Annotated in this window: 10 protein-coding genes; 9 read left to right on the top strand and 1 reads right to left on the bottom strand. The window is 34.1% G+C overall.

The window, feature by feature from the left end; genetic code table 11:
• Window positions 1-23: 23 nt before the first annotated feature.
• The 6 genes from Q4Q34_RS19225 (at window position 24) to Q4Q34_RS19200 (ending at window position 13,283) form a co-directional block, all read left to right on the top strand.
• The gene (locus Q4Q34_RS19225) at window positions 24-2,405 is read left to right on the top strand and encodes a hypothetical protein (protein ID WP_303319203.1); all 2,382 of its coding nucleotides are present in this window, start codon (window positions 24-26) and stop codon (window positions 2,403-2,405) included.
• A 56-nt stretch (window positions 2,406-2,461) separates the two neighbouring features.
• On the top strand, window positions 2,462-8,221 hold the full coding sequence (locus Q4Q34_RS19220) for a T9SS type A sorting domain-containing protein (protein ID WP_303319202.1): 5,760 nt from the start codon (window positions 2,462-2,464) through the stop codon (window positions 8,219-8,221).
• Window positions 8,218-8,934, top strand: a complete 717-nt coding sequence (locus tag Q4Q34_RS19215) for a hypothetical protein (RefSeq protein WP_303319201.1) — start codon at window positions 8,218-8,220, stop codon at window positions 8,932-8,934. Before Q4Q34_RS19220 ends, Q4Q34_RS19215 begins: the two co-directional genes overlap by 4 nt.
• 72 nt (window positions 8,935-9,006) lie before the next feature.
• Window positions 9,007-10,599: a bacillithiol biosynthesis cysteine-adding enzyme BshC gene (gene bshC, locus Q4Q34_RS19210; RefSeq protein WP_303319200.1), complete on the top strand. Its 1,593-nt coding sequence runs from the start codon at window positions 9,007-9,009 to the stop codon at window positions 10,597-10,599.
• Between the two features lie 3 nt (window positions 10,600-10,602).
• On the top strand, window positions 10,603-11,973 hold the full coding sequence (locus tag Q4Q34_RS19205; RefSeq protein ID WP_303319199.1) for a pyridoxal phosphate-dependent decarboxylase family protein: 1,371 nt from the start codon (window positions 10,603-10,605) through the stop codon (window positions 11,971-11,973).
• Window positions 11,974-12,095: 122 nt separating this feature from the next.
• On the top strand, window positions 12,096-13,283 hold the full coding sequence (locus tag Q4Q34_RS19200; protein WP_330444553.1) for an IS4 family transposase: 1,188 nt from the start codon (window positions 12,096-12,098) through the stop codon (window positions 13,281-13,283).
• A 115-nt stretch (window positions 13,284-13,398) separates the two neighbouring features.
• Here the strand turns inward: Q4Q34_RS19200 and Q4Q34_RS19195 are convergent, their stop codons facing one another.
• A complete protein-coding gene (locus Q4Q34_RS19195) occupies window positions 13,399-15,270 on the bottom strand; it encodes a tetratricopeptide repeat protein (RefSeq protein ID WP_303318038.1) in 1,872 nt (623 codons plus the stop codon).
• 230 nt (window positions 15,271-15,500) lie between these two features.
• On the opposite strand from Q4Q34_RS19195, the gene guaA reads away from it, so the two are divergent.
• The 3 genes from guaA (at window position 15,501) to Q4Q34_RS19180 (ending at window position 19,976) form a co-directional block, all read left to right on the top strand.
• Entirely contained in the window at window positions 15,501-17,036 is a 1,536-nt protein-coding gene (guaA, locus tag Q4Q34_RS19190) for a glutamine-hydrolyzing GMP synthase (protein WP_303318037.1), read from the top strand.
• A gap of 289 nt (window positions 17,037-17,325) precedes the next feature.
• Window positions 17,326-19,314: a PBP1 and LysM peptidoglycan-binding domain-containing protein gene (locus tag Q4Q34_RS19185; RefSeq protein ID WP_303318036.1), complete on the top strand. Its 1,989-nt coding sequence runs from the start codon at window positions 17,326-17,328 to the stop codon at window positions 19,312-19,314.
• A gap of 122 nt (window positions 19,315-19,436) precedes the next feature.
• Window positions 19,437-19,976, top strand: coding sequence for a DUF922 domain-containing protein (locus Q4Q34_RS19180; protein ID WP_303318035.1), 540 nt, complete (start codon window positions 19,437-19,439; stop codon window positions 19,974-19,976).
• Window position 19,977: the final 1 nt, after the last annotated feature.

Genomic DNA, 19,977 nt, shown 5'->3' with positions numbered 1-19,977 from the left:
GACATTTATATAACATATTGGTTATGAAACGTATTTTTACCCTATTCTTATTTCTTTTTTTGGTCATGGAATCATTAGGACAGACCGATGGGATTACCTATCAGGCAGTGATCGTGGGGCCCGATGTTCTGGAGCTTCCTGGTGTAGATTCCGAGGGGAACTATTTGCCAAGTACCACGGTAGCCATTCGATTTACGATTCTGGATTCGGGCAATGGTGAGGAGTTCCAAGAGGTACAGTTGACCACCACGGACGAGTTTGGTAGGATCAACCTGATTATAGGGGCGGTAGAGCACGATGCCTTTGAGAAGATCAGTTGGGACGGGACGCCCAAGGACCTTAAAGTAGAGATAGACTTTGAAGAGGGCAACAATTTTGAGGATATGAGCAGGGAGATTCTAACGTTCGTTCCCTATGCCTACCACAGGAATATTACAGCAACAGGGACCTTGGATGTGGACGACAACACGACGCTCAACGGCGAGCTATTGGTCGAAGGGCCAACCACGCTCAACAGTACGCTAGACGTAACCAACGGAAACGAGACGAACCTGTCTGGAACTCTGACCGTAGATGGGGCAACCGATCTGAACGCGGGACTGAACGTGAACGGGCAGAGTACGACAAACCTTTCGGGAGCTCTGAACGTAGGAGAGGATATCGTAGCAGTAGAAGGTGGCCCATGGGACGAGAACGCACCGACCAAGTTAAACGGCACACTGGACGTTGTTGGTCTTACCAACACAAACGGCCTGTCGAACAGGGGGAGCTTCCGTTCGGATGTCCTAGAGGGGCTGGTACTGAACATAACCAGTACACCAGATCAAGACAGGCTAATAGACAACGGTACGGGCTTTAGGCAAAGCTCCATATTAAAAGGAAATACTACGATAGGTACGGTGGAATCGGGAACCTATCCGGACAGGATCACGGTGAACGGGAATGTTGGCATTACTACGGAGGACGATCTGAACATCACGACGAGCCAGCAGGTCAAGATCAATTCCACGGTTCACACGGGGGCGATCAGTTACACGGGACCATTCGAGCACCCAGTCTCTGGCCTGCAGGTAACGACCACGAACGACAACCCAGGACTTGAAAAGGGGAACTACCCGTTACTGGTCGAGGGGAGTACCCAGGGGATAGCGATCCAGGTGATAGGAAGTAGAAGGAACGGCAACAATTTTATTGGGTTTTGGGATGCCGACAATATGTGGGGGCGTATAGAAGGAGAGATCGCAGTAGAGAATAACAACAACAGCGATTATACCTTCGATATTAGGTCTATGGCCTACGATGTTTACGATGCAGAACTTCGTTTAGGCTTTGCCATAGCAAGTGAAGCACTGTCTCTGGTACAACTGGCCACGACATATGCAGACTACAGACCTTGTGTTGGTTTTGGAGCTTGTATGTTAGCGCCTGGTCCAGCAGATATTGGTTTTGCAATTTACCAAGTTGTTTCAGATGCCGTACTCATAGGTATTGCTGCAGATGCTCTTATCAGAGCAAATGACAATGAGGATATCTATGCCACAAACAAGTCGGATACCCAAGGTGTCACATACGCATCAGGAGCAGGGGATTATGCGGAGTACCTGCTACGGGCAGATATCAATGAAAAGATGTCCTACGGTGACATTGTTGGTGTAAAAGGGGGTAAGATCTCCAAGCATACCAAAGGAGCCGAGCGCATGATGGTTGTGTCATTCAAGCCCATAGTACTTGGTAATATGCCACAACCAGATCAAGAAGAAGCTTATGAAAAAGTAGCCTTTATGGGACAGGTTCCCGTTAAGGTTTTTGGCAAGGTTAAAATAGGCGATTATATAGTGCCCACTGGCAAAAACGATGGATTGGGAATCGCAATAGACCCTTCTAAAATGACCTCGGAACTTGTAAAGGACATTGTAGGTGTGGCATGGGGTATAAACGAGAATATTTTAGGTTTTAACATGGTAAATGTGGCAGTAGGATTAAATGAAAATGATAATGGCCCTATGGTGAAAAAACTTAAAAAACAAGTAGAACAACGTGATTTGGAGATTTATGATTTAAAAAAACAGCTAAAAGAAATTCATAATATACTTTCAAAACTAGAAGGCCATATAGACTCGCTATCAAAAAACGGAACAGTTAAAAATGGAGATAACGAAAAGTATGACGATAGGAAGTATGAGATTATAGAAACCGACAAAGGCGAGGTTGTTTTTTGGCAAATCACAAGAGATGATTTTGAAGAAGGATTACAAATGGCAGAGCATCAGATGCTTTCAGATGGTGTTGATTTAGAGAACAATTTAATATGGAAAAAGATAAAAAGTGATCCGGATTTTAAAAATAAAACGTTTGAAGCACTTAAAATGAAACTGGAGGAACAAGTCCATTATCATCACCATTAAAAATAAAATTTTTCGATGAATCAATCTCTTAACATTGCTGTATAAAAAAAGGAAAAATGAATAAGCAAGTTTTAATTTCTTTTATCGTAACGCTCTTTGTATTGCCTTTTATAAATGCGCAAACCACACCTATTCCTGATGCTAATTTTGAAAACTATCTAGAAACGCACACTGCTAGTGGGGCTTTAGTCCCTGCAGGTGATCCTGCCAGTATGGGAGACGGTATTGAAAATAATAATCTTGTTTTGACAAGTAGAATTCAAGATGTGGTTACCTTAAGCATTAGTGATTTAAATATAACCGATCTTACTGGTATTGCAGGTTTTGCAAATATAGGCACGCTTATATGTAGCAATAATAAATTAACATCACTTGATATTGCTTCAAACCTTAATTTAAAATCGTTGTTGTGTGGTTTGAATTTATTAACCGATTTGGATATAAGATCTAACAATGCGTTAGAAGTTCTGGACTGTTCAGGGAATCAATTAACAGATTTAACTTTACAAGAAAGCAATGTTGCTTTTAATCCTTTGTTAGAAAGATTGACTTGCTCTAACAACCAATTAAAAAGCCTGGATATTAGTGAAAATGTGAATTTAAAAGCTGTTATAGCAACTCAAAATCAATTTAGCGGCGTATTTGATGTTAGCGCTAATACAAATTTAGAATCTTTGTTTTGTGCATCTAATCAAATAACCTCACTAGATCTGAATACAAATACGGTATTAAAAAACATTGATGTATCTAATAATTTGCTCACAACTCTAGATCTCAGCACCATAAATACATTGGCATGTCCAGCTACACAGCCAAATCCGCCAGTGCTATGTCAGGGAGATGCATCCATTAACGTGTCTCGAAATAAGTTGGTGGATTTAAATATTGCTAATGGATTTAATTCATTAATTAATGCCTTTAATTCTGAAGAAAACCCAGATCTCGCCTGTATTCGAGTAGATCCTGGTTTTACACCGCCCACCACAGGAGGTTTCGCTTGGATAAAAGACGATTGGACCTATTATAACACAGGTGTTTGTGACGATATATACACCTATGTTCCAGATGATAAATTTGAAGAGCGGTTAATAGCTCTAGGACATGATTCTGGGGAACTGGATAATTTGGTGCTAACAGCAACTATTGAACTTTTATCAGATTTAGATGTTAGCGGGAGAGGTATTTCAGACTTAACAGGTATTGAGGATTTTACAAATTTAATTAACTTGAATTGTAGCAATAACGATTTAAAATCCATTGATTTATCAAATAATTTAGAATTAGAAAGTGTCGATTGTTCTAATAATATTTTACCTGCATTGAATTTTAGTGAGAATATTAAATTAGAGTCGCTAATATGTGCTTCGCAAACACCTTATGTTGATGCAGACGATGCTTCTAAAAACTATACCTTCAACAGTTTAAAAGTACATGCAAATACGGCATTAATTGTACTTGATTGTTCTAATAATGACCTAACAGAATTGGATGTAAGCCATAATGTTGATTTAGAAGATTTAGATTGTTCATTTAATAGAATAGAAGCTTTAAATGTGAGTAATAATAGTGCGTTAACACGTTTTTTATGTCATGATAATGCCTTACAAACGTTAAATTTAAAGAACACAAATAACGCTGCATTAAATCCTTTTAATGCTAATAATAACCCTAATTTATCTTGTATTGAGGTTGATAACTTACCCGTTCCTGCACTAGGATGGGATAAAGACCCAAACTCCAATTATAGTGATTTAGGATGCGGTACCTACGTGCCTGATGATAATTTTGAAACATATCTTGAGACGCATAATGCCAGTGGGGGCATGGTTCCACTTGCAGATCCAACCAGTATGGGTAATGGAGTTATAGATAATTTTGTTCCTACAAGCAAAATAAGAGCAGTAACAGGACTGGATGTATCCTCGCAAAGCATTAACGATCTAACAGGAATTCAAGATTTTGAGGATTTATTAAATTTGAATTGTAGCGGAAATGCCTTAACAAGTTTAGATCTATCTAATAATACAAGTTTAACTACCATTGATTGTTCTTCAAATCAAATTGAAAATTTAGACTTTAGCTCAAATATTAATTTAACCTCTTTATTATGCTACGATAATAATCTATTCACTTTGAGTATAAAAAATCTAAATAATGCCAGCTTAGCTACATTTGATACGACTATAAATAATAGTTTGTATTGTATTGAAGTAGATGATGAAACTGCTATTGGTGGAGGATGGTTAAAAGATGATTTAATAGCAGACTATAGTGAGGATTGCGAATTTGGACGATTTACAATTTTATACGACGATAATTTTGAGCAAGCGTTAATAGACTTGGGGTTAGATTCTGGCGCACTTGATGGCCGGGTTTTAACATCAAATATAGAACATCTATTAAGCCTAAATGTAAGTGATAAAAATATTGAAGACCTTAGAGGGATAAAAGACTTTTCGTCACTTAAAGCGTTAGATTGTAGTGGGAATAATTTAAATGAACTCGATGTTAGCGATATGGTTAATTTAGAGTTTTTTAATTGTAATTCAAATCATTTTTTAACTAATAACGTTGCAGCGTTAAATGGGGTGTTAAATATTTCGGGTACAGATAGTTTAATTAAATTGTTTTGTGCTAGCAATAATTTAAGTAGCCTGGACATGGCACTTAGCCCGAACTTAGAAACATTAGATTGTGCAGATAATAATCTGAATACGCTAACAATTTCAAGTAATACACAATTAAAAGTCCTTAATTGTTCTAACAACAACTTAACAGGTTTAAATATTAGTAATAACATTGTTCTAGAAGAAGTAAATTGTAATAGTAATGAAATAGCTAACTTAACGGGTTATAATGCCGATAATACAACCTTGCAAATAATGAGTTGTAATAACAATGCTTTAAAAACCTTGATAGTAAATAGATTTTTAGCATTAACAACTTTAAATTGCCGTTCTAATATGCTAAGCCAGCTTATTATAAATTCAAATACGGCATTAGAGATTTTAGATTTTAGTAACAATTCAATTGGTGATATTGTTTTAACCAGTAATCCTAATTTAATTTCGCTGTTGGCTTCTCAAAATCAATTGACAGAGTTGAATTTGAATGGAAATCCACTTCTTGAACAATTAAATTGTGATAATAATCAGATAGATGAATTATTTGTTAATACAGCGCCTTCAATAAAATACCTTTCTTGTAATAGTAATCAATTGGAGGATTTAAATTTAATGAACAATACGAATTTAATTGAAATTAGTATAAGTTCAAACATGCTATCAGATTTAACGTTATCAAACGACCTTAGTTTATTAAAAACATTCAACTGTAGCAATAATCAATTAATAGGAGGTATAGATTTAAGTACTATGGGAACAGCGGCATGCCCGCCAGCTAATCCGAAAAATTTACAAGATTTTTGCCCAGATACTATTTCAATTAACTTATCGAGTAACCAATTGGACTTTATAAATATTCAGAACGGTATAAATCCCGAAATATCGAATTTTAATGCCAGCAATAATCCAGAATTAGATTGTATTCAGGTTGATGATGTTAGCAACATAGGAGCAAGTTGGTTAAAAGATGCAGCAACGCAATACAGTTTAAATTGTCATTTTGGAGAAACTTATGTACCCGATGATAATTTTGAACAAGCTTTAATGGTATTTGATCCGGGGCCATTAGATGATTACGTATTAACATCAACAATAGAGGGGTTGCAAAATTTAGATATTAGTGGAAATAACATTTCAGATTTAACAGGCATTGAAGATTTTATAGCATTACGAGATTTGAATTGTTCTAATAATGCTTTAAGTTTAATGGATTTGAGTGAAAATATAAATTTAACGCATGTTAATTGTTCAAATAATACATTTTCAGATTTAGATTTTAGTAACAATCTGGCATTAACAACCCTCGATTGTTCTAACGCGACCTTAAGTAATTTAGACTTAACAGCAAACGTTAATCTTACAAACCTTAATATTTCGAATAATACTTTTTCGGAATTTGACCCTAGTGTCATTCCAACACTCGAAGTTTTTAATTGTGATTCTAATGTGATTTTAGATCTTGATTTTCAGTATAATACTGCGTTAACTAATTTGAGTTGTCAGTCCAATATACTGGAGAAATTAAATGTTAAGAATGGTCAAAATTCAAACCTGATTAGCTTTAATTCTCAAAACAACACTAATTTAACCTGTATAGAAACTGATACGGGAGTAGTTCCTAATGGTGTTACATGGCTAAAAGATGCTTCCGCAGAATATGTAATAAATTGTTATTACGGACAAACTTACGTGCCTGATGATAATTTTGAACAGGCCTTAATCTCATTGGGTTACGACTCTGGTGCCTTAGATGATTATGTAGATACAGCAAACATTACCAATAGTTCATTTTTAAATATAAGTCATGAGGATATTTCAGATTTAACAGGAATAGAAGCCTTTATAAGCTTAACAGATTTAAATTTTGAAGGTAATACAGTTACTAGTGTGGATTTGAGTGGAAATGTACTTTTAGAAAATTTAAACGCTTCAAATAATACACTTAATACTTTAGATTTATCCTTTGCACCTAATTTAATAACTGTAGTGGTTTCTAATAACAATTTATCTCAGTTAAATTTAGATTCAAATGTAAATATATTAGACTTGAATGTTTCAGGTAATGTGCTAACATCTATAGATGTTGATCGATTGGTTAGCCTAGAAAAATTCGATTGTTCTTTAAACCAATTAGGGAGCTTAGAGGTTACTTTAAATTCTAATTTAAAAGAACTCTATTGTCAATCTAATAATTTTACACAAGACAAACTAAATATTCAGAATGGTGCCAACCAAAGTCTAGAAAATTTTAATGCAACTAACAATCCAGATTTGAGTTGCATTTTAGTTGATGACCCCCATGCGGTGATATCTAACCCTAGCGGTTTTTACGATAATTGGTTTAAAGATGCTACAGCAAATTATCAGACCATTTGCGACGATGCCGATAATGATGGTGTCGCCAATGCAGACGACTTGTGTCCAGGTACATTATTTGGCGAGTCTGTCGATTTATTTGGTTGTCCAATTTTAAGTTTGCCTAACAATAACTTCACTATTTTAATTACAGGAGAAACATGCTTGAATAACAACAATGGTAAAATCAATATTACAACCATGGAATATTATAATTATACAGCTACTTTAACAAGCGATGATTTTAATAAAGAATACCATTTTACTAATGATATTGACATCCTAAATCTGTTGGCAGGTACCTATAGAATGTGCATTACCATTGAAGAATGGCCAGATTATATAAATTGCTATGATGTTGTGATTAGCCAGCCAGAGCCATTAAGTGTTATAGCTAGTAAAAGTGCCAATGGTAAAAAAGTTGCCCTAGACCTGTCTGGTAGTTCTAGTTATCATATAGATTTTAATGGATTGAAATTTAGTACAACAGATACGACTATGAAGTTAAGTTTGCAAAACGGTGCTAATACTATAAAAATTAGTACCGATTTGGAATGTCAGGGCGTACACGAAGAAAATATATTTGTCTCTGATGAACTGATGGTTTATCCTAATCCGTTTGAAAATGAAGTTAATCTATATTTAGGGTCTAATGAATCTGATATAGTAATTATAAACATGTATTCTTATTTGGGGCAGTTGGTATATTCAAAAACATTAACAAACCCGCAAAGTAATAGTTATACTGTTGATACAGATAGATTAGCAAATGGTTTTTACTCGCTGTCTATTAAAACTAATGAATCCACATCCACATTTAAAATTGTAAAAAAATGAGACCTATACTTTATATATTTTGTTTAGTATTTTTAGTTTTTGGATGTAGCAGAAGTTCTTCCGATGATAACCCTAATGAAGGAGAAGAAAACCCAACGGGCGAAAACCCAGATTCGGGAGTAGATTCCGCAGTAGAGTTGTTCTTTCCGCAAGAAAGTTCGTTATGCAATTTAGGGACCAATTTAACACCAACAGAAAGTACTGTGTTTTTTGAATGGAAAGATAATGCCTCAGACAATTATAAAATAGTCGTAGAAAATTTATCGACAGGAAATATTATTGTACAAGAAACTACTGAAGATATTATTCCAATTGTTATACAGCGCGCAGCTCCCTTTAAGTGGTATGTAGAATCTACTAAAGGTTCTAAAACAGAAAAAAGTGATACGTGGCAATTTTATAATGCAGGACCAGGGGTGCAATCATATGCCCCATTCCCAGCTGTAATTATTACTCCAGAAATGGCACAATCAATAACAACTACAAATAGGGTGATTTTGCAATGGACTGGAAGTGATGTTGATAATGATATTGTTGGTTATGACGTTTATTTCGGAACTGAAGCTATACCAAGTGCTATTGCTAGCGATGTAAATGCAAATGAATTAACCGTAGATGTATCATCAAACACCATTTATTATTGGAAAGTTATTACTAAAGATTCCTTAGGGAATACTTCAGATTCTGGAATATATCAGTTTCGAGTACAATAAAAAAGTCTTAACTTAATTTTTGGATTTCAAAAAATAGAATAGCTGTATATTTACATAATTTTTTACTTATATATGCAGCAAAAAAGTATTCCTTTTCATAAAACAGGCTATTTTTCATCATTGATTTGTGATTATTTAGCAGAGAAAGAAAATTTAAGTCAGTTTTACAATCGTTTTCCAAGTGTTGAAAATTTCAAAAGCCAAATAGAAGAGAAACGCGGGGCTTTTAAAGTGCAGTCGAGAACTGTTTTGACTCATGCTATTCAAAATCAATACAATAACTTAGAAACTTCAGAACAAACACTTCAGAATATTGAAAGTTTATTATTAGAAAACACTTTTACAATTACCACAGGGCATCAGCTTAATTTGTTTACAGGACCCTTATACTTTTTATATAAAATAGTTTCTGCAATTAATCTTTCTAAGGAATTAAAGGAAACCTATCCTGAATATAATTTTGTGCCCGTTTATTGGATGGCGACAGAGGATCATGATTTTGATGAGATTAATTATTTCAATTTTAAAGGCAGGAAAGTACAATGGAATAGAGCGTCGGAAGGTGCAGTAGGAGAATTATCGCTAGAAGGCTTAGAAGACGTATTTAATTTATATTCAAAAGCATTAGGAATTAGTAAAAATGCGGATTATTTAAGAGATTTATTTAACAACGCTTACTTAAAGCATACTAATTTGGCAGATGCCACACGTTATTTGGCTAATGCGCTATTTAAAGATTATGGTTTAGTTATAATTGATGCTAATGATACTGATCTAAAAAAACAATTCGCTCCTTATATAGAAGATGAATTGTTGAATCAGACAGCTTTTAAATCTGTTTCAGGAACAAACAAAACCCTTTCTAAAGCATACAGTATTCAAGTGAATCCGAGGGAGATTAATGTATTCTATTTAAAAGAAAATTTACGAGAACGGATCGTTTTTGAAGATGATGTTTATAAAGTATTGAATACAGAAATTAATTGGAACAAGAACGACATGCAAAAGGAACTTTTGGAGCATCCAGAACGATTTTCTCCAAATGTGATTATGCGTCCATTATACCAAGAAGTGATATTACCTAATCTATGCTACATAGGCGGAGGTGGTGAGTTGGCTTATTGGTTTCAATTAAAACAATTCTTTAACACTGTTGATGTTCCATTTCCTATATTGTTATTGCGTAACTCGGTTTTAATACAGACAAAACAACAAGCAGATAAACTAAAAAAGCTAAATGTTTCCAATGAAGATCTCTTTTTAAAACGAGATGCTTTTATCAATAAAAAAGTAAGGCAGATATCGAATATAGATATTGACTTTTCGCCTCAGAAAACACATTTAGAAGCACAATTTAAAGAACTATTCGCCTTGGCAGAGCAAACAGACAAGTCTTTTATTGGCGCAGTAAAAGCACAAGAAGTGAAACAGTTAAAAGGCTTGGAGCATTTAGAAAAAAGATTACTTAAAGCTCAAAAGAAAACCTTGGCAGATCAAGTGTCCAGAATAACCGGGTTGCAAGAACAATTGTTCCCTAGTCAAAGTTTACAAGAACGAAATACTAATTTCTCTGAGTTTTATTTAGAATATGGTCAGGAACTCATTCCTAATCTTATAAAAAATCTAGAGCCTTTAAAAGATGAATTCTTAATACTAAATCTTTAATAGATGCACAAAATTGATATTGAATTGGTTGAAATGACTATGGATGTCATGAAATATGCCATTGATAGACTTTCTGCAACGCAAAGTAAAATAGGGAAACCAAAAAGTGAAGCCAAACTTAAAGAGCTGGTAGGGGAAACGATTACTGATAAAGGCGTTGGGGGTGAGTATGCTTTTAATTTGTGGAAAAAATATTTAATGAAAGCGACAGTGCCTATAGATCATCCAAGGCATTTAGCATTTGTACCTGCATCACCAACTAGAGCATCCATTATGTTCGATTTGGTAACCTCTGCTTCTAGCATTCATGGGGCTTATTGGATGGAAGGTGCAGGTGGTATTTTCTGTGAAAATGAAGCTATGACATGGATTGTATCTTTAACAGGCTTGCCAAATGGTGCATTTGGTGTTTTTACGAGTGGGGGTACGGCAGCAAATCTTTCCGCTATGGTTACCGCCAGAGAATATTGGAGAAAAAATGATGCTTTTAAAGGAGAAAAAGGACTTATTATTACTTCTATAGGAGCGCATTCTTCCATAAAAGCTATGGCAAAGGTTATAGATGTGGATGTGTTATTGGTAGATACGGAAGATAGATTGCATGGAGAAGAATTACAGCATACTATTAAAGGTATGACCAAACAACAACGTAAGCGGTTATTTTCTGTGGTAGCAACAGGTGGGACAACCAATGCTGGTATTATTGATGATTTAGAAGGTATCGCCAATATTTGCGAAAAAGAGAATTTATGGTTTCATGTGGATGCGGCTTATGGTGGAGGAGCCTTAGCGGCTGACTCTGTTAGACATTTGTTCAACGGTATTGAAAAGGCAGATAGTATTACCATAGATCCACATAAATGGATGTTTTCTCCTTATGATTGCGGTGCTGTTATTTATAAAAACCCGGAATTAGCTAAGGAAGCACATTCACAAGAAGGATCGTATCTCGATATTTTTAAAGATGAAGGGGCTGATGGTTTTAATCCAACCGATTACCAAATACAATTAACGCGTCGCGTAAGAGGGTTGCCTTTATGGTTTTCGTTGGCTACTCATGGAACAGACCGATATAAAGAAGCCGTAGAGCGAGGTATCGAACTGGCCCAAATAGCAGGTAGGATGATTACTGAAAATCCTCATGTAGAACTCGTTCGAAAACCAAGCTTATCGTGTGTATTATATAGAAGAATAGGATGGAAGCCAGAAGATTACACGAATTGGACTTATGAAAATCATCGAAAAGGTTTTGCATTAGTAACGCCAACTAAATGGAAAAAAGGGGATACTTATGAAACTGTTTCAAGATTCTGCTTTATTAACCCTGACACTACAGAAAAGGATATAAAGATGATCTTGGATTCTATGTTATAGAAAAATTGTAAAAGAGTAAGTTTGGTAGACTAAAGACCTGTCAGGTTTTGAAAACATAAGTGTTCGGAAGAGCAAAGTTCATTGACATATTTTCATACATTAGTTTCTTAAATCAAGGTTACATGAGAAAAAAAGTTAGTGTTCACAGTTTATTAAAACTAATAGGCAATGATTTTTTAACGTCTTTGGCCTTGGAGACGGGTACAAACTATAAATCAAAAAAGTTACAAGGCGAAGTTGTTTTCAAATTATTGCTGATGTCCCTTTTAGACGATAAAAAGATCAGTTTGCGTCTCATGGAGAAAACATTTTCCAACAACCTATTCAAGCTTTATTCTGGAATAGAAAAAGGTCAGACCATTAGGCACAGTAGCTTGTCAGAGCGTATTTCCGTTATAAACTCAGAGTATTTCGAAAGGATACATGCCCATGTTTATGAGCTTTCCGAACAATACTTTGATACAGAACAGGAGCCCTACAATATTCGCCAATTTGATTCAACAAGCCTGTCCCTTTCTGCCAAACTATTAAAAAAAGGGATGGTCAACGGGCTGAAGAACAAGAAAGGTGAGCATGGCAAGAAACAGATAAAATTCACTGTTGGCCTGACCAACAACCTGCCGAGCAATATTCGTTTTTATAACGAACAGAAGCACTTAGCAGAAGACCTGACCTTACGTGAAGCGATTCTTAATGCCAATATCAAGGGTACAGAGGTAGTCGTTTTTGATAGAGGTTTAAAGAAAAGAACAACGTTTCAAGAATTCAACCAGTTGGACATCTTCTTTGTCACAAGAATAAACCCGACAAAGAGTATAAAGGTCATTGAGCAAAATAGGTTGGGAAACAGTATTGAGACCGATACTCTAAATATCTTTAGTGATGAGAGGGTATACTTGTACCATCAGAACAAATCACTTTTAAAGAAACCCTTCAGGCTTATAAGGTCACATTCAAAGCAGACAAGGGAAGAGTTACTGTTCCTGACTAATATAGAAGATTTAAATGCGGATGATGTTACCGAGATTTATAAAAGACGTTGGGACATTGAAGTGTTCTTTAAGTTCATAAAGCAGCACTTGCATTTTAAGCATCTTGTCAACCAAAGTGAAAACGGAATCAAGGTCATGATGTATATGACCATGATTGTTGGGATACTTTTATTGCTTTACAAAAAACTAAACAATGTAAAGAGTTATAAAATAGCTAAATACGAATTTACCGAGGAACTAAATATGGAAATAATAAGAGAAATAGTAGTGATTTGCGAGGGAGATCCACGCAAATCTGATATATTTGATACCTCTTAAAGCTCTTCCGAACACTTATGTTTTGAAAACCTGACAGGTCTAACAATTAAAAATTTAAAACCCTTTTAAGGGTTGGCCATAGCCATTACTTTTAGTGGTAGATATTTACTGGTGACTAAATTTTTAAAATCAAGTCCTGTAAAGAATCTTCAGTAGAAATGTTTAATTTTTTTCTAAGCCTATAACGTGCTTTTTTAATACCTTCTTGAGAAATATTAAGAATATTGGCAATTTCTTTTGAGGACAAATTCATTTTTAATAAAGACATTAAACGTAATTCGTTTGGCGTTAGTTCGGGGAATTTTTGCTTCACGTTAACGTTGAAATCCTTATGCACTTCTTGAAAGTATCTGCTAAAATTTTCCCAGTTGTTATCGTCTTTCAAATCAAAATTTATAGTTCTAATTAGTTGATTATAGCCTTTTAGACCACTTTCCGAAGCTTTAAACGATTTGGCTTGTTGTTTTAAGCCTTCTAAGACTTCGTTCTTTTTGGCAAGGTGCAAGGCGTGTGTTGTTAGTTCTTTCTTTTTAAACTCTAATTCAAGGTCTAATTTTTCTTTCTCAATTTTGCTATGTTTCAGCTTTTGCCGTACTGCATAAAATCCAATTAGCGACAACAAAAAACCAATGCCAAATAAAATTTTGTAAAGGTTATTTATTTCACCTTTCTGTTTTAAAAGATCTATTTCATTTTTTTGAAGTGTAATTTGCTGCTCTTTTTTTTCGGTTTCATGAATAGTGCGTAATTCTTCAATTTGTTTTGATTTGGTAATATTAAAAACAGAGTCGTTTATAGTGGCGAAATATTCATGATCGGATAGTGCCTTTTTAAGATCATTTACATATTTATTGGCTTTGTACCTTAAATAATAAGCGTCGCTTAAATTTTCTTTTGATCCAGTTTTTGACGAAATCATAATGGATTCATCTAGATTTTTAAAAGCTTCATTAAACCTTTTCGTTTCAATGGCAACTTGGGCAATATGGTTAAGGTCTTTGGCTATGGCATTTTTATAATCTAATGTTCTATGAATGTCTAAGCCTTGATTTAAAAGATCAATAGCTTTGCTATATTGTTTTAATCGGGCATATGTATTTCCTAAGTTAACAAGCGAGCTTCCTTCAATTTCTTTGTTTTTTATGTCGGTAGCCAATTTAAGGGCCGTTTCATAATATTGTTTTGCTAAGTCCAATTTTTGAAGTTTGACATAGGTGTCTCCTATATCATTGACTGCATAACTCTGGTATTGTAAATCTTTATAATCTTTATAAATGGAATAAGAATTTGTGCTATAATCTAAAGCTTTGTCATAATTTCCTAATGAATATTCAATATTGCCAAGTTGTAATAAAGCATCCCCTTTTCTTAACTTATCTTTTTTTTGTTCGAAGAAATTTAATGCCTTTAAAGTTTCGGTTAACGCTATATGATAGTTTCCAAGTTCTTTATGTATACCACCTATAAGTTCGTATTCCGAACCAATAAGATTAAAGAAATTATGATTTGTACCTTCTATACTATCTCTTTTTTTATAAATATTAATGTTTTCATAGGCATAGCTTAAAGCTTTATCAAAATTCCCTAAATTTTGTTCAAACGATGCCATGGAATGGTTAACAAATAGTATCCCTTTCGTTGAATTCATTTGTTTAAATCCATTTAAAGATTTTGCATAATAATGCCTGGCAGAATCCAATACTCCACGATCCTTGTAGTAATCTGCAAAATGCAAATAACCCGATGCGATGCCTTTTTGGTAATTTAATTTTTTAGACAATTCATAACTTCTTTTTGCATATTCAAAAGAGAGTTTAGAGTCCTTAAACATAAGTTCCTCATAAATAGTTCCTAGTATGGCAGCTTTAGTCTCATTTTCTGGTAATGTTTTAGATAATTTAATAAGACTATCAATTTTCTTATCGTTTTGAGATATTAAAAAACAAGGAATAAGTACAAGGGACAGGTAAAGTACGAGGCGCTTCATTTTTTAGGTTAGATTGTATTTTTTGATAAAAATATATATTAAATAATTGAAAATCAAATAAATAGTTACGATGATGCTTTTTTGGTATTGAAAGAAGTGTTTTTTATTACAAAGCCGGAGGGAAATGTGTAGAATCTTTATACAGTTATTCACAATAATTTGTTTAAAATTTAATTTAAAAAACTATCATTCCTAATTCGTCATTCTAAAATCAATTATTACTTTTGCGCATGCAACATGACAAGGTACTAATTTTAGACTTCGGATCGCAATACACACAGCTTATTGCCCGTCGAGTTAGGGAACTCAACATTTACTCCGAAATACACCCATTCAATAAAATTCCAACAAATTTAGAAAGCTATAAAGCTATTATACTTTCTGGTAGCCCCTACTCAGTAAGAGGAGAAGAAGCATTACATCCAGATTTATCTCAAATACGTGGCAAGAAACCACTTTTAGGAGTATGCTATGGTGCACAATACTTAGCACACTTTTCAGGTGGTAAAGTAGCCCCTTCAAGTACGAGAGAATACGGTAGAGCTAATTTATCATTCATAAAACCTGAAGAAAATTTTTTCGAAAATGTTAGTTCAGGGAGTCAGGTTTGGATGAGTCATAGTGACACGATTAAAGAGTTACCAACAGGTAGTGTTTTAATAGCAAGTACACATGATGTTGAAAATGCAGCCTATAGAATTGAAGGCGAGCAAACGTATGCGATTCAATTTCACCCAGAAGTATATCACTCAACAGACGGAAAACAAATATTAGAAAACTTTTTAGTAGAAATAGCTGGTCTTAATCAGGATTGGACACCAGATTCTTTTGTTGAAGAAACTGTTGAAGCCATTCAAGAGAAGGTTGGAGATGGTAAAGTTGTACTTGGACTTTCTGGAGGTGTAGATTCTACAGTAGCGGCCGTTTTACTTAACAAAGCCATAGGTAAAAACCTGTATTGTATTTTTGTAAACAACGGGTTGCTTCGTAAAAACGAATTCCAAAATGTTTTAAAACAATATGAAGGGATGGGGCTTAACGTAAAAGGTGTTGATGCCTCACAACGTTTTCTGGATGCTTTAGCAGGAATTGAAGACCCTGAGAAAAAACGTAAAGCCATAGGGAATGCATTTATAGAAGTCTTTGATGATGAAGCTCATAAACTGGAGGATGTAAAATGGCTAGCGCAAGGTACTATTTACCCAGATGTTATTGAAAGTGTGTCTGCAACAGGAGGGCCTTCGGCGACTATAAAGAGTCATCATAATGTAGGCGGTTTACCAGATTTTATGAAACTTAAAATCGTAGAACCACTAAGGGCTATTTTTAAAGATGAAGTAAGACGGGTAGGAGCTACTCTAGGGATTGATCCAGAGCTTTTAGGTCGTCATCCATTTCCTGGGCCGGGATTAGGGATTCGTATTCTAGGAGACATAACCGCAGAAAAAGTGCGTATTTTACAAGAAGTGGATGCTATTTTTATAAATGGTTTAAAAGAATGGAACTTATATGATAACGTTTGGCAAGCAGGTGCGATGTTGCTTCCGGTTAATAGCGTAGGTGTTATGGGAGATGAGCGTACATATGAAAAATGTGTAGCACTCAGAGCTGTAGAAAGTACAGATGGGATGACTGCCGATTGGGTGAATTTACCTTACGAGTTTTTACAAAAAACATCAAATGATATAATAAATAAGGTAAAAGGCGTTAATAGAGTAGTTTATGATATTAGTTCTAAGCCACCAGCTACCATAGAGTGGGAATAAAATCCCATGAAGTTATTTTTATATTTTGGATAGTCTGAATAATTCGAAATAGTATCATTAAGTTGGATGTTATATTATTTATAGACTATATTTAGTTTTTGAAATCATCTTGGTTATTATAACTAATCGTATATAAATCTAGGTGAGTTCAAAAAAAGTATTGTCAGGTTGAAATTATATGCCCTTTCCTTTTTTGGCATACTATGTGTATTCTAAAAACGAAAGGATGGTTTTACTCTGATTAAAATCGCGGGACTGACCCCTTTAACGCAATTTAAAAATAGATTACATGAATAAATCCCTTTTCGTTTTATGCCTATTGCTATTATTTAGTTTTGGTACGGTTCAAGCTCAAAATTATAGTACTCATAAGGTTAAACAAGGAGAAACAGTCGAGAGTATTGCAAAGAAATACTTGGTAACACCATCAGATATTTATGGTTTAAATCCTGATGCTCAAAAAGAGTTAAGAGTTAATTCGGTTTTAATTATTCCAAAATCTAAAGTTCTCCCGCCTAAAGTAACTGTAGTTAAAGAATTAGAAGGCTATAAAAAGCATAGAACCAAAAAAAGACAAACGCTTTATAGTTTATCACAAAAGTATAATGTAACTGTAGAGGAGATTAAAAAACACAATAAATTTTTATACGCAGAACCTTTAAGAAAAGGAGATAAACTTCAAATTCCAATATTTAAAGTAACAGAAGTTGAAGAAGAAAATAAACTTACCAAAACATATACCGTACTTCCCAAAGAAGGAAAATGGCGTATTGCTTATAAATTTGGAATAACAGTTAAGGAACTTGAAGAACTTAATCCCGAAATGGGCGACGTTTTACAAGAAGGTCAGGTATTAAATGTACCAAATATAGGAGATGGAGAAGAGAACGAAGTAGATGAAAAATATAGTTATTATAAAGTTTTACCTAAAGAGGGGTTTTATAGACTAAAACTTAAATTAGGTTTAGAGCAAGAAGCATTAGAAACTTTGAACCCTATTTTAAAAGATGGCGGATTAAAGGCAGGCATGGTGTTAAAAATACCATATTCTAGCTTGCCAGAAAGTGTTACAGGGGAAAATACCATTAAGGTTAATTTAGTAGATAGTATAACCGATTTTAATGCAAAGCACATAGCTGTTATGCTGCCTTTTAGGTTGAACCACGTAGATTTTGATTCTGCATCAGACATTAAAAAAAGTATTGAAAAAGATCCTTATTTAGACGCTTCGCTAGATTTTCACTCAGGGGTTTTAATGGCTATAGATTCTTTAAAAAAATTAGGAGTTTCTCTTAAAGTAGATGTATACGATACTAAATATGAACTAGGTGAAGTAAAGCATATCATGGATCGCAATAACTTTGAAAATGTTGATGCAGTTATTGGTCCGCTAACTCCTAATAATTTTGAAGAGGTAGCCTCAGGGTTGAAAAAATATAATACACCTGTTATTTCTCCAATAGGAACAAACTTAAAATTATACAATAACGTATTTCAATCAAGGCCATCTAATGATCTGTTAAAAAAGCGGGTCATAAATTTTGTAAAAGCAGATACTTTAGCCAGTAATATTATTGTGATCTCAGATACTAAAAATAAATCTGTTTCAGATGATATTAAACGCGAGTTTAATTTTGCAAAGCAAATACTTTCTAGAAAAGATAAAGAGGGAGTCGATAAGTACTATGTGAATAAAGGGGATATTCAAGATGAATTAAAACCAGGAAAAAATATCGTGTTTTTAGAAACTCAAGATGCTGGATTCGTTTCGAATGTAACGAGTATTTTGGCGGCTTTAATTCAAGAAGAGAATATTCAAGAACAGCAAGAGGCTATAGAAATTGTGCTAGTTACGACTAATATTAATTCTGCTTTTAAAGATGATGAAGTGGATAATACACATTTGTCTGAGTTACAATTTCATTTTGCTACTATGTCTAGAGCGTATAATGAAAATAGTAATAATGCCTTTGTGAAAAGATATAATCAAATTTATAATATCACGCCAAATAATAGAGCTGTAAAAGGTTTCGATTTAACCATGGATGTTGTCTTGCGTTTAGTGTCTTCAGAAGATATGTATATGTCTGTTAATGAGGCGCCTCTTACCGAATATGTTGAAAATAAATTCGCTTATAAGAAGAAGCTTTTTGGAGGGTATTTTAACAATACCGTGTATTTAGTTAAATATGATGATTTAGCAATTGTGGAAGTAAAGCAAGTAATAAGTCAAGAACAGTTAAAAAAAGAGCAAGAACTAGAGGAGAGTAAGAAGTAAACAATAAGCCAATATGCAAGACGTTTTGTATATGTTATAGCGAAGAAGGAACGACTGTGGCAACCTACTAAATGATTGATGTAAATAAACTTGCAATAAAAAATTAAATTTTACTAAATCTTGTGACTAAAGTTTTCTTTATTTTATGTTGTTTACTTTGCGTACAACAGGACGAGCCAGTTATATCTTGGAACGAATCGTATAAATTATCTTGGTCCGATTTTAAAGACAAGCCAGATAAAAGTACCAGTGCAGTGGCTATAACAGCATCGGGCATAACCTTTGGTTTTTCGGTTAGCACAACAGATGATCAAGTTGTAGGCTTTACTTCAGAAGTACACACTCATTTTTACCCAGAAAAATCATGGTATAAAAAAGAAATAGCAGATAGCCATGTTTTAGATCATGAACAACTGCATTTTGATATTACCGAATTATACGCACGTAAATTTAGATACCGAATAGATCAGATTAAAATATCGAATAGTGTTAGAAATCAATTGAAAACACTTCATAATACTATTAATAAAGAACTTTCACAGATGCAAAATAGATATGATTCTGAAACCAATTATTCCAGAAATATCGAAGTTCAAACCCAATGGAAATTATATATTGCTGACGAATTAAAAAAGTTATCTAAATATAAATCGGTAGATTAAA

Origin of the sequence: Flavivirga abyssicola, from assembly GCF_030540775.2 — a bacterium.
Lineage (GTDB): Bacteria > Bacteroidota > Bacteroidia > Flavobacteriales > Flavobacteriaceae > Flavivirga > Flavivirga abyssicola.
This window is presented reverse-complemented; position numbering and strand designations above follow the sequence as displayed.

Bases quoted from the DNA above. Each gene is read 5' to 3' on its own strand.
- Q4Q34_RS19185 (WP_303318036.1), top strand. From the start codon at position 17,326: ATGAATAAATCCCTTTTCGTTTTATGCCTATTGCTATTATTTAGTTTT.
- Q4Q34_RS19215 (WP_303319201.1), top strand. From the start codon at position 8,218: ATGAGACCTATACTTTATATATTTTGTTTAGTATTTTTAGTTTTTGGA.
- Q4Q34_RS19195 (WP_303318038.1), bottom strand. From the start codon at position 15,270: ATGAAGCGCCTCGTACTTTACCTGTCCCTTGTACTTATTCCTTGTTTT.
- Q4Q34_RS19205 (WP_303319199.1), top strand. From the start codon at position 10,603: ATGCACAAAATTGATATTGAATTGGTTGAAATGACTATGGATGTCATG.
- Q4Q34_RS19225 (WP_303319203.1), top strand. From the start codon at position 24: ATGAAACGTATTTTTACCCTATTCTTATTTCTTTTTTTGGTCATGGAA.
- Q4Q34_RS19220 (WP_303319202.1), top strand. From the start codon at position 2,462: ATGAATAAGCAAGTTTTAATTTCTTTTATCGTAACGCTCTTTGTATTG.
- guaA (WP_303318037.1), top strand. From the start codon at position 15,501: ATGCAACATGACAAGGTACTAATTTTAGACTTCGGATCGCAATACACA.
- bshC (WP_303319200.1), top strand. From the start codon at position 9,007: ATGCAGCAAAAAAGTATTCCTTTTCATAAAACAGGCTATTTTTCATCA.
- Q4Q34_RS19200 (WP_330444553.1), top strand. From the start codon at position 12,096: ATGAGAAAAAAAGTTAGTGTTCACAGTTTATTAAAACTAATAGGCAAT.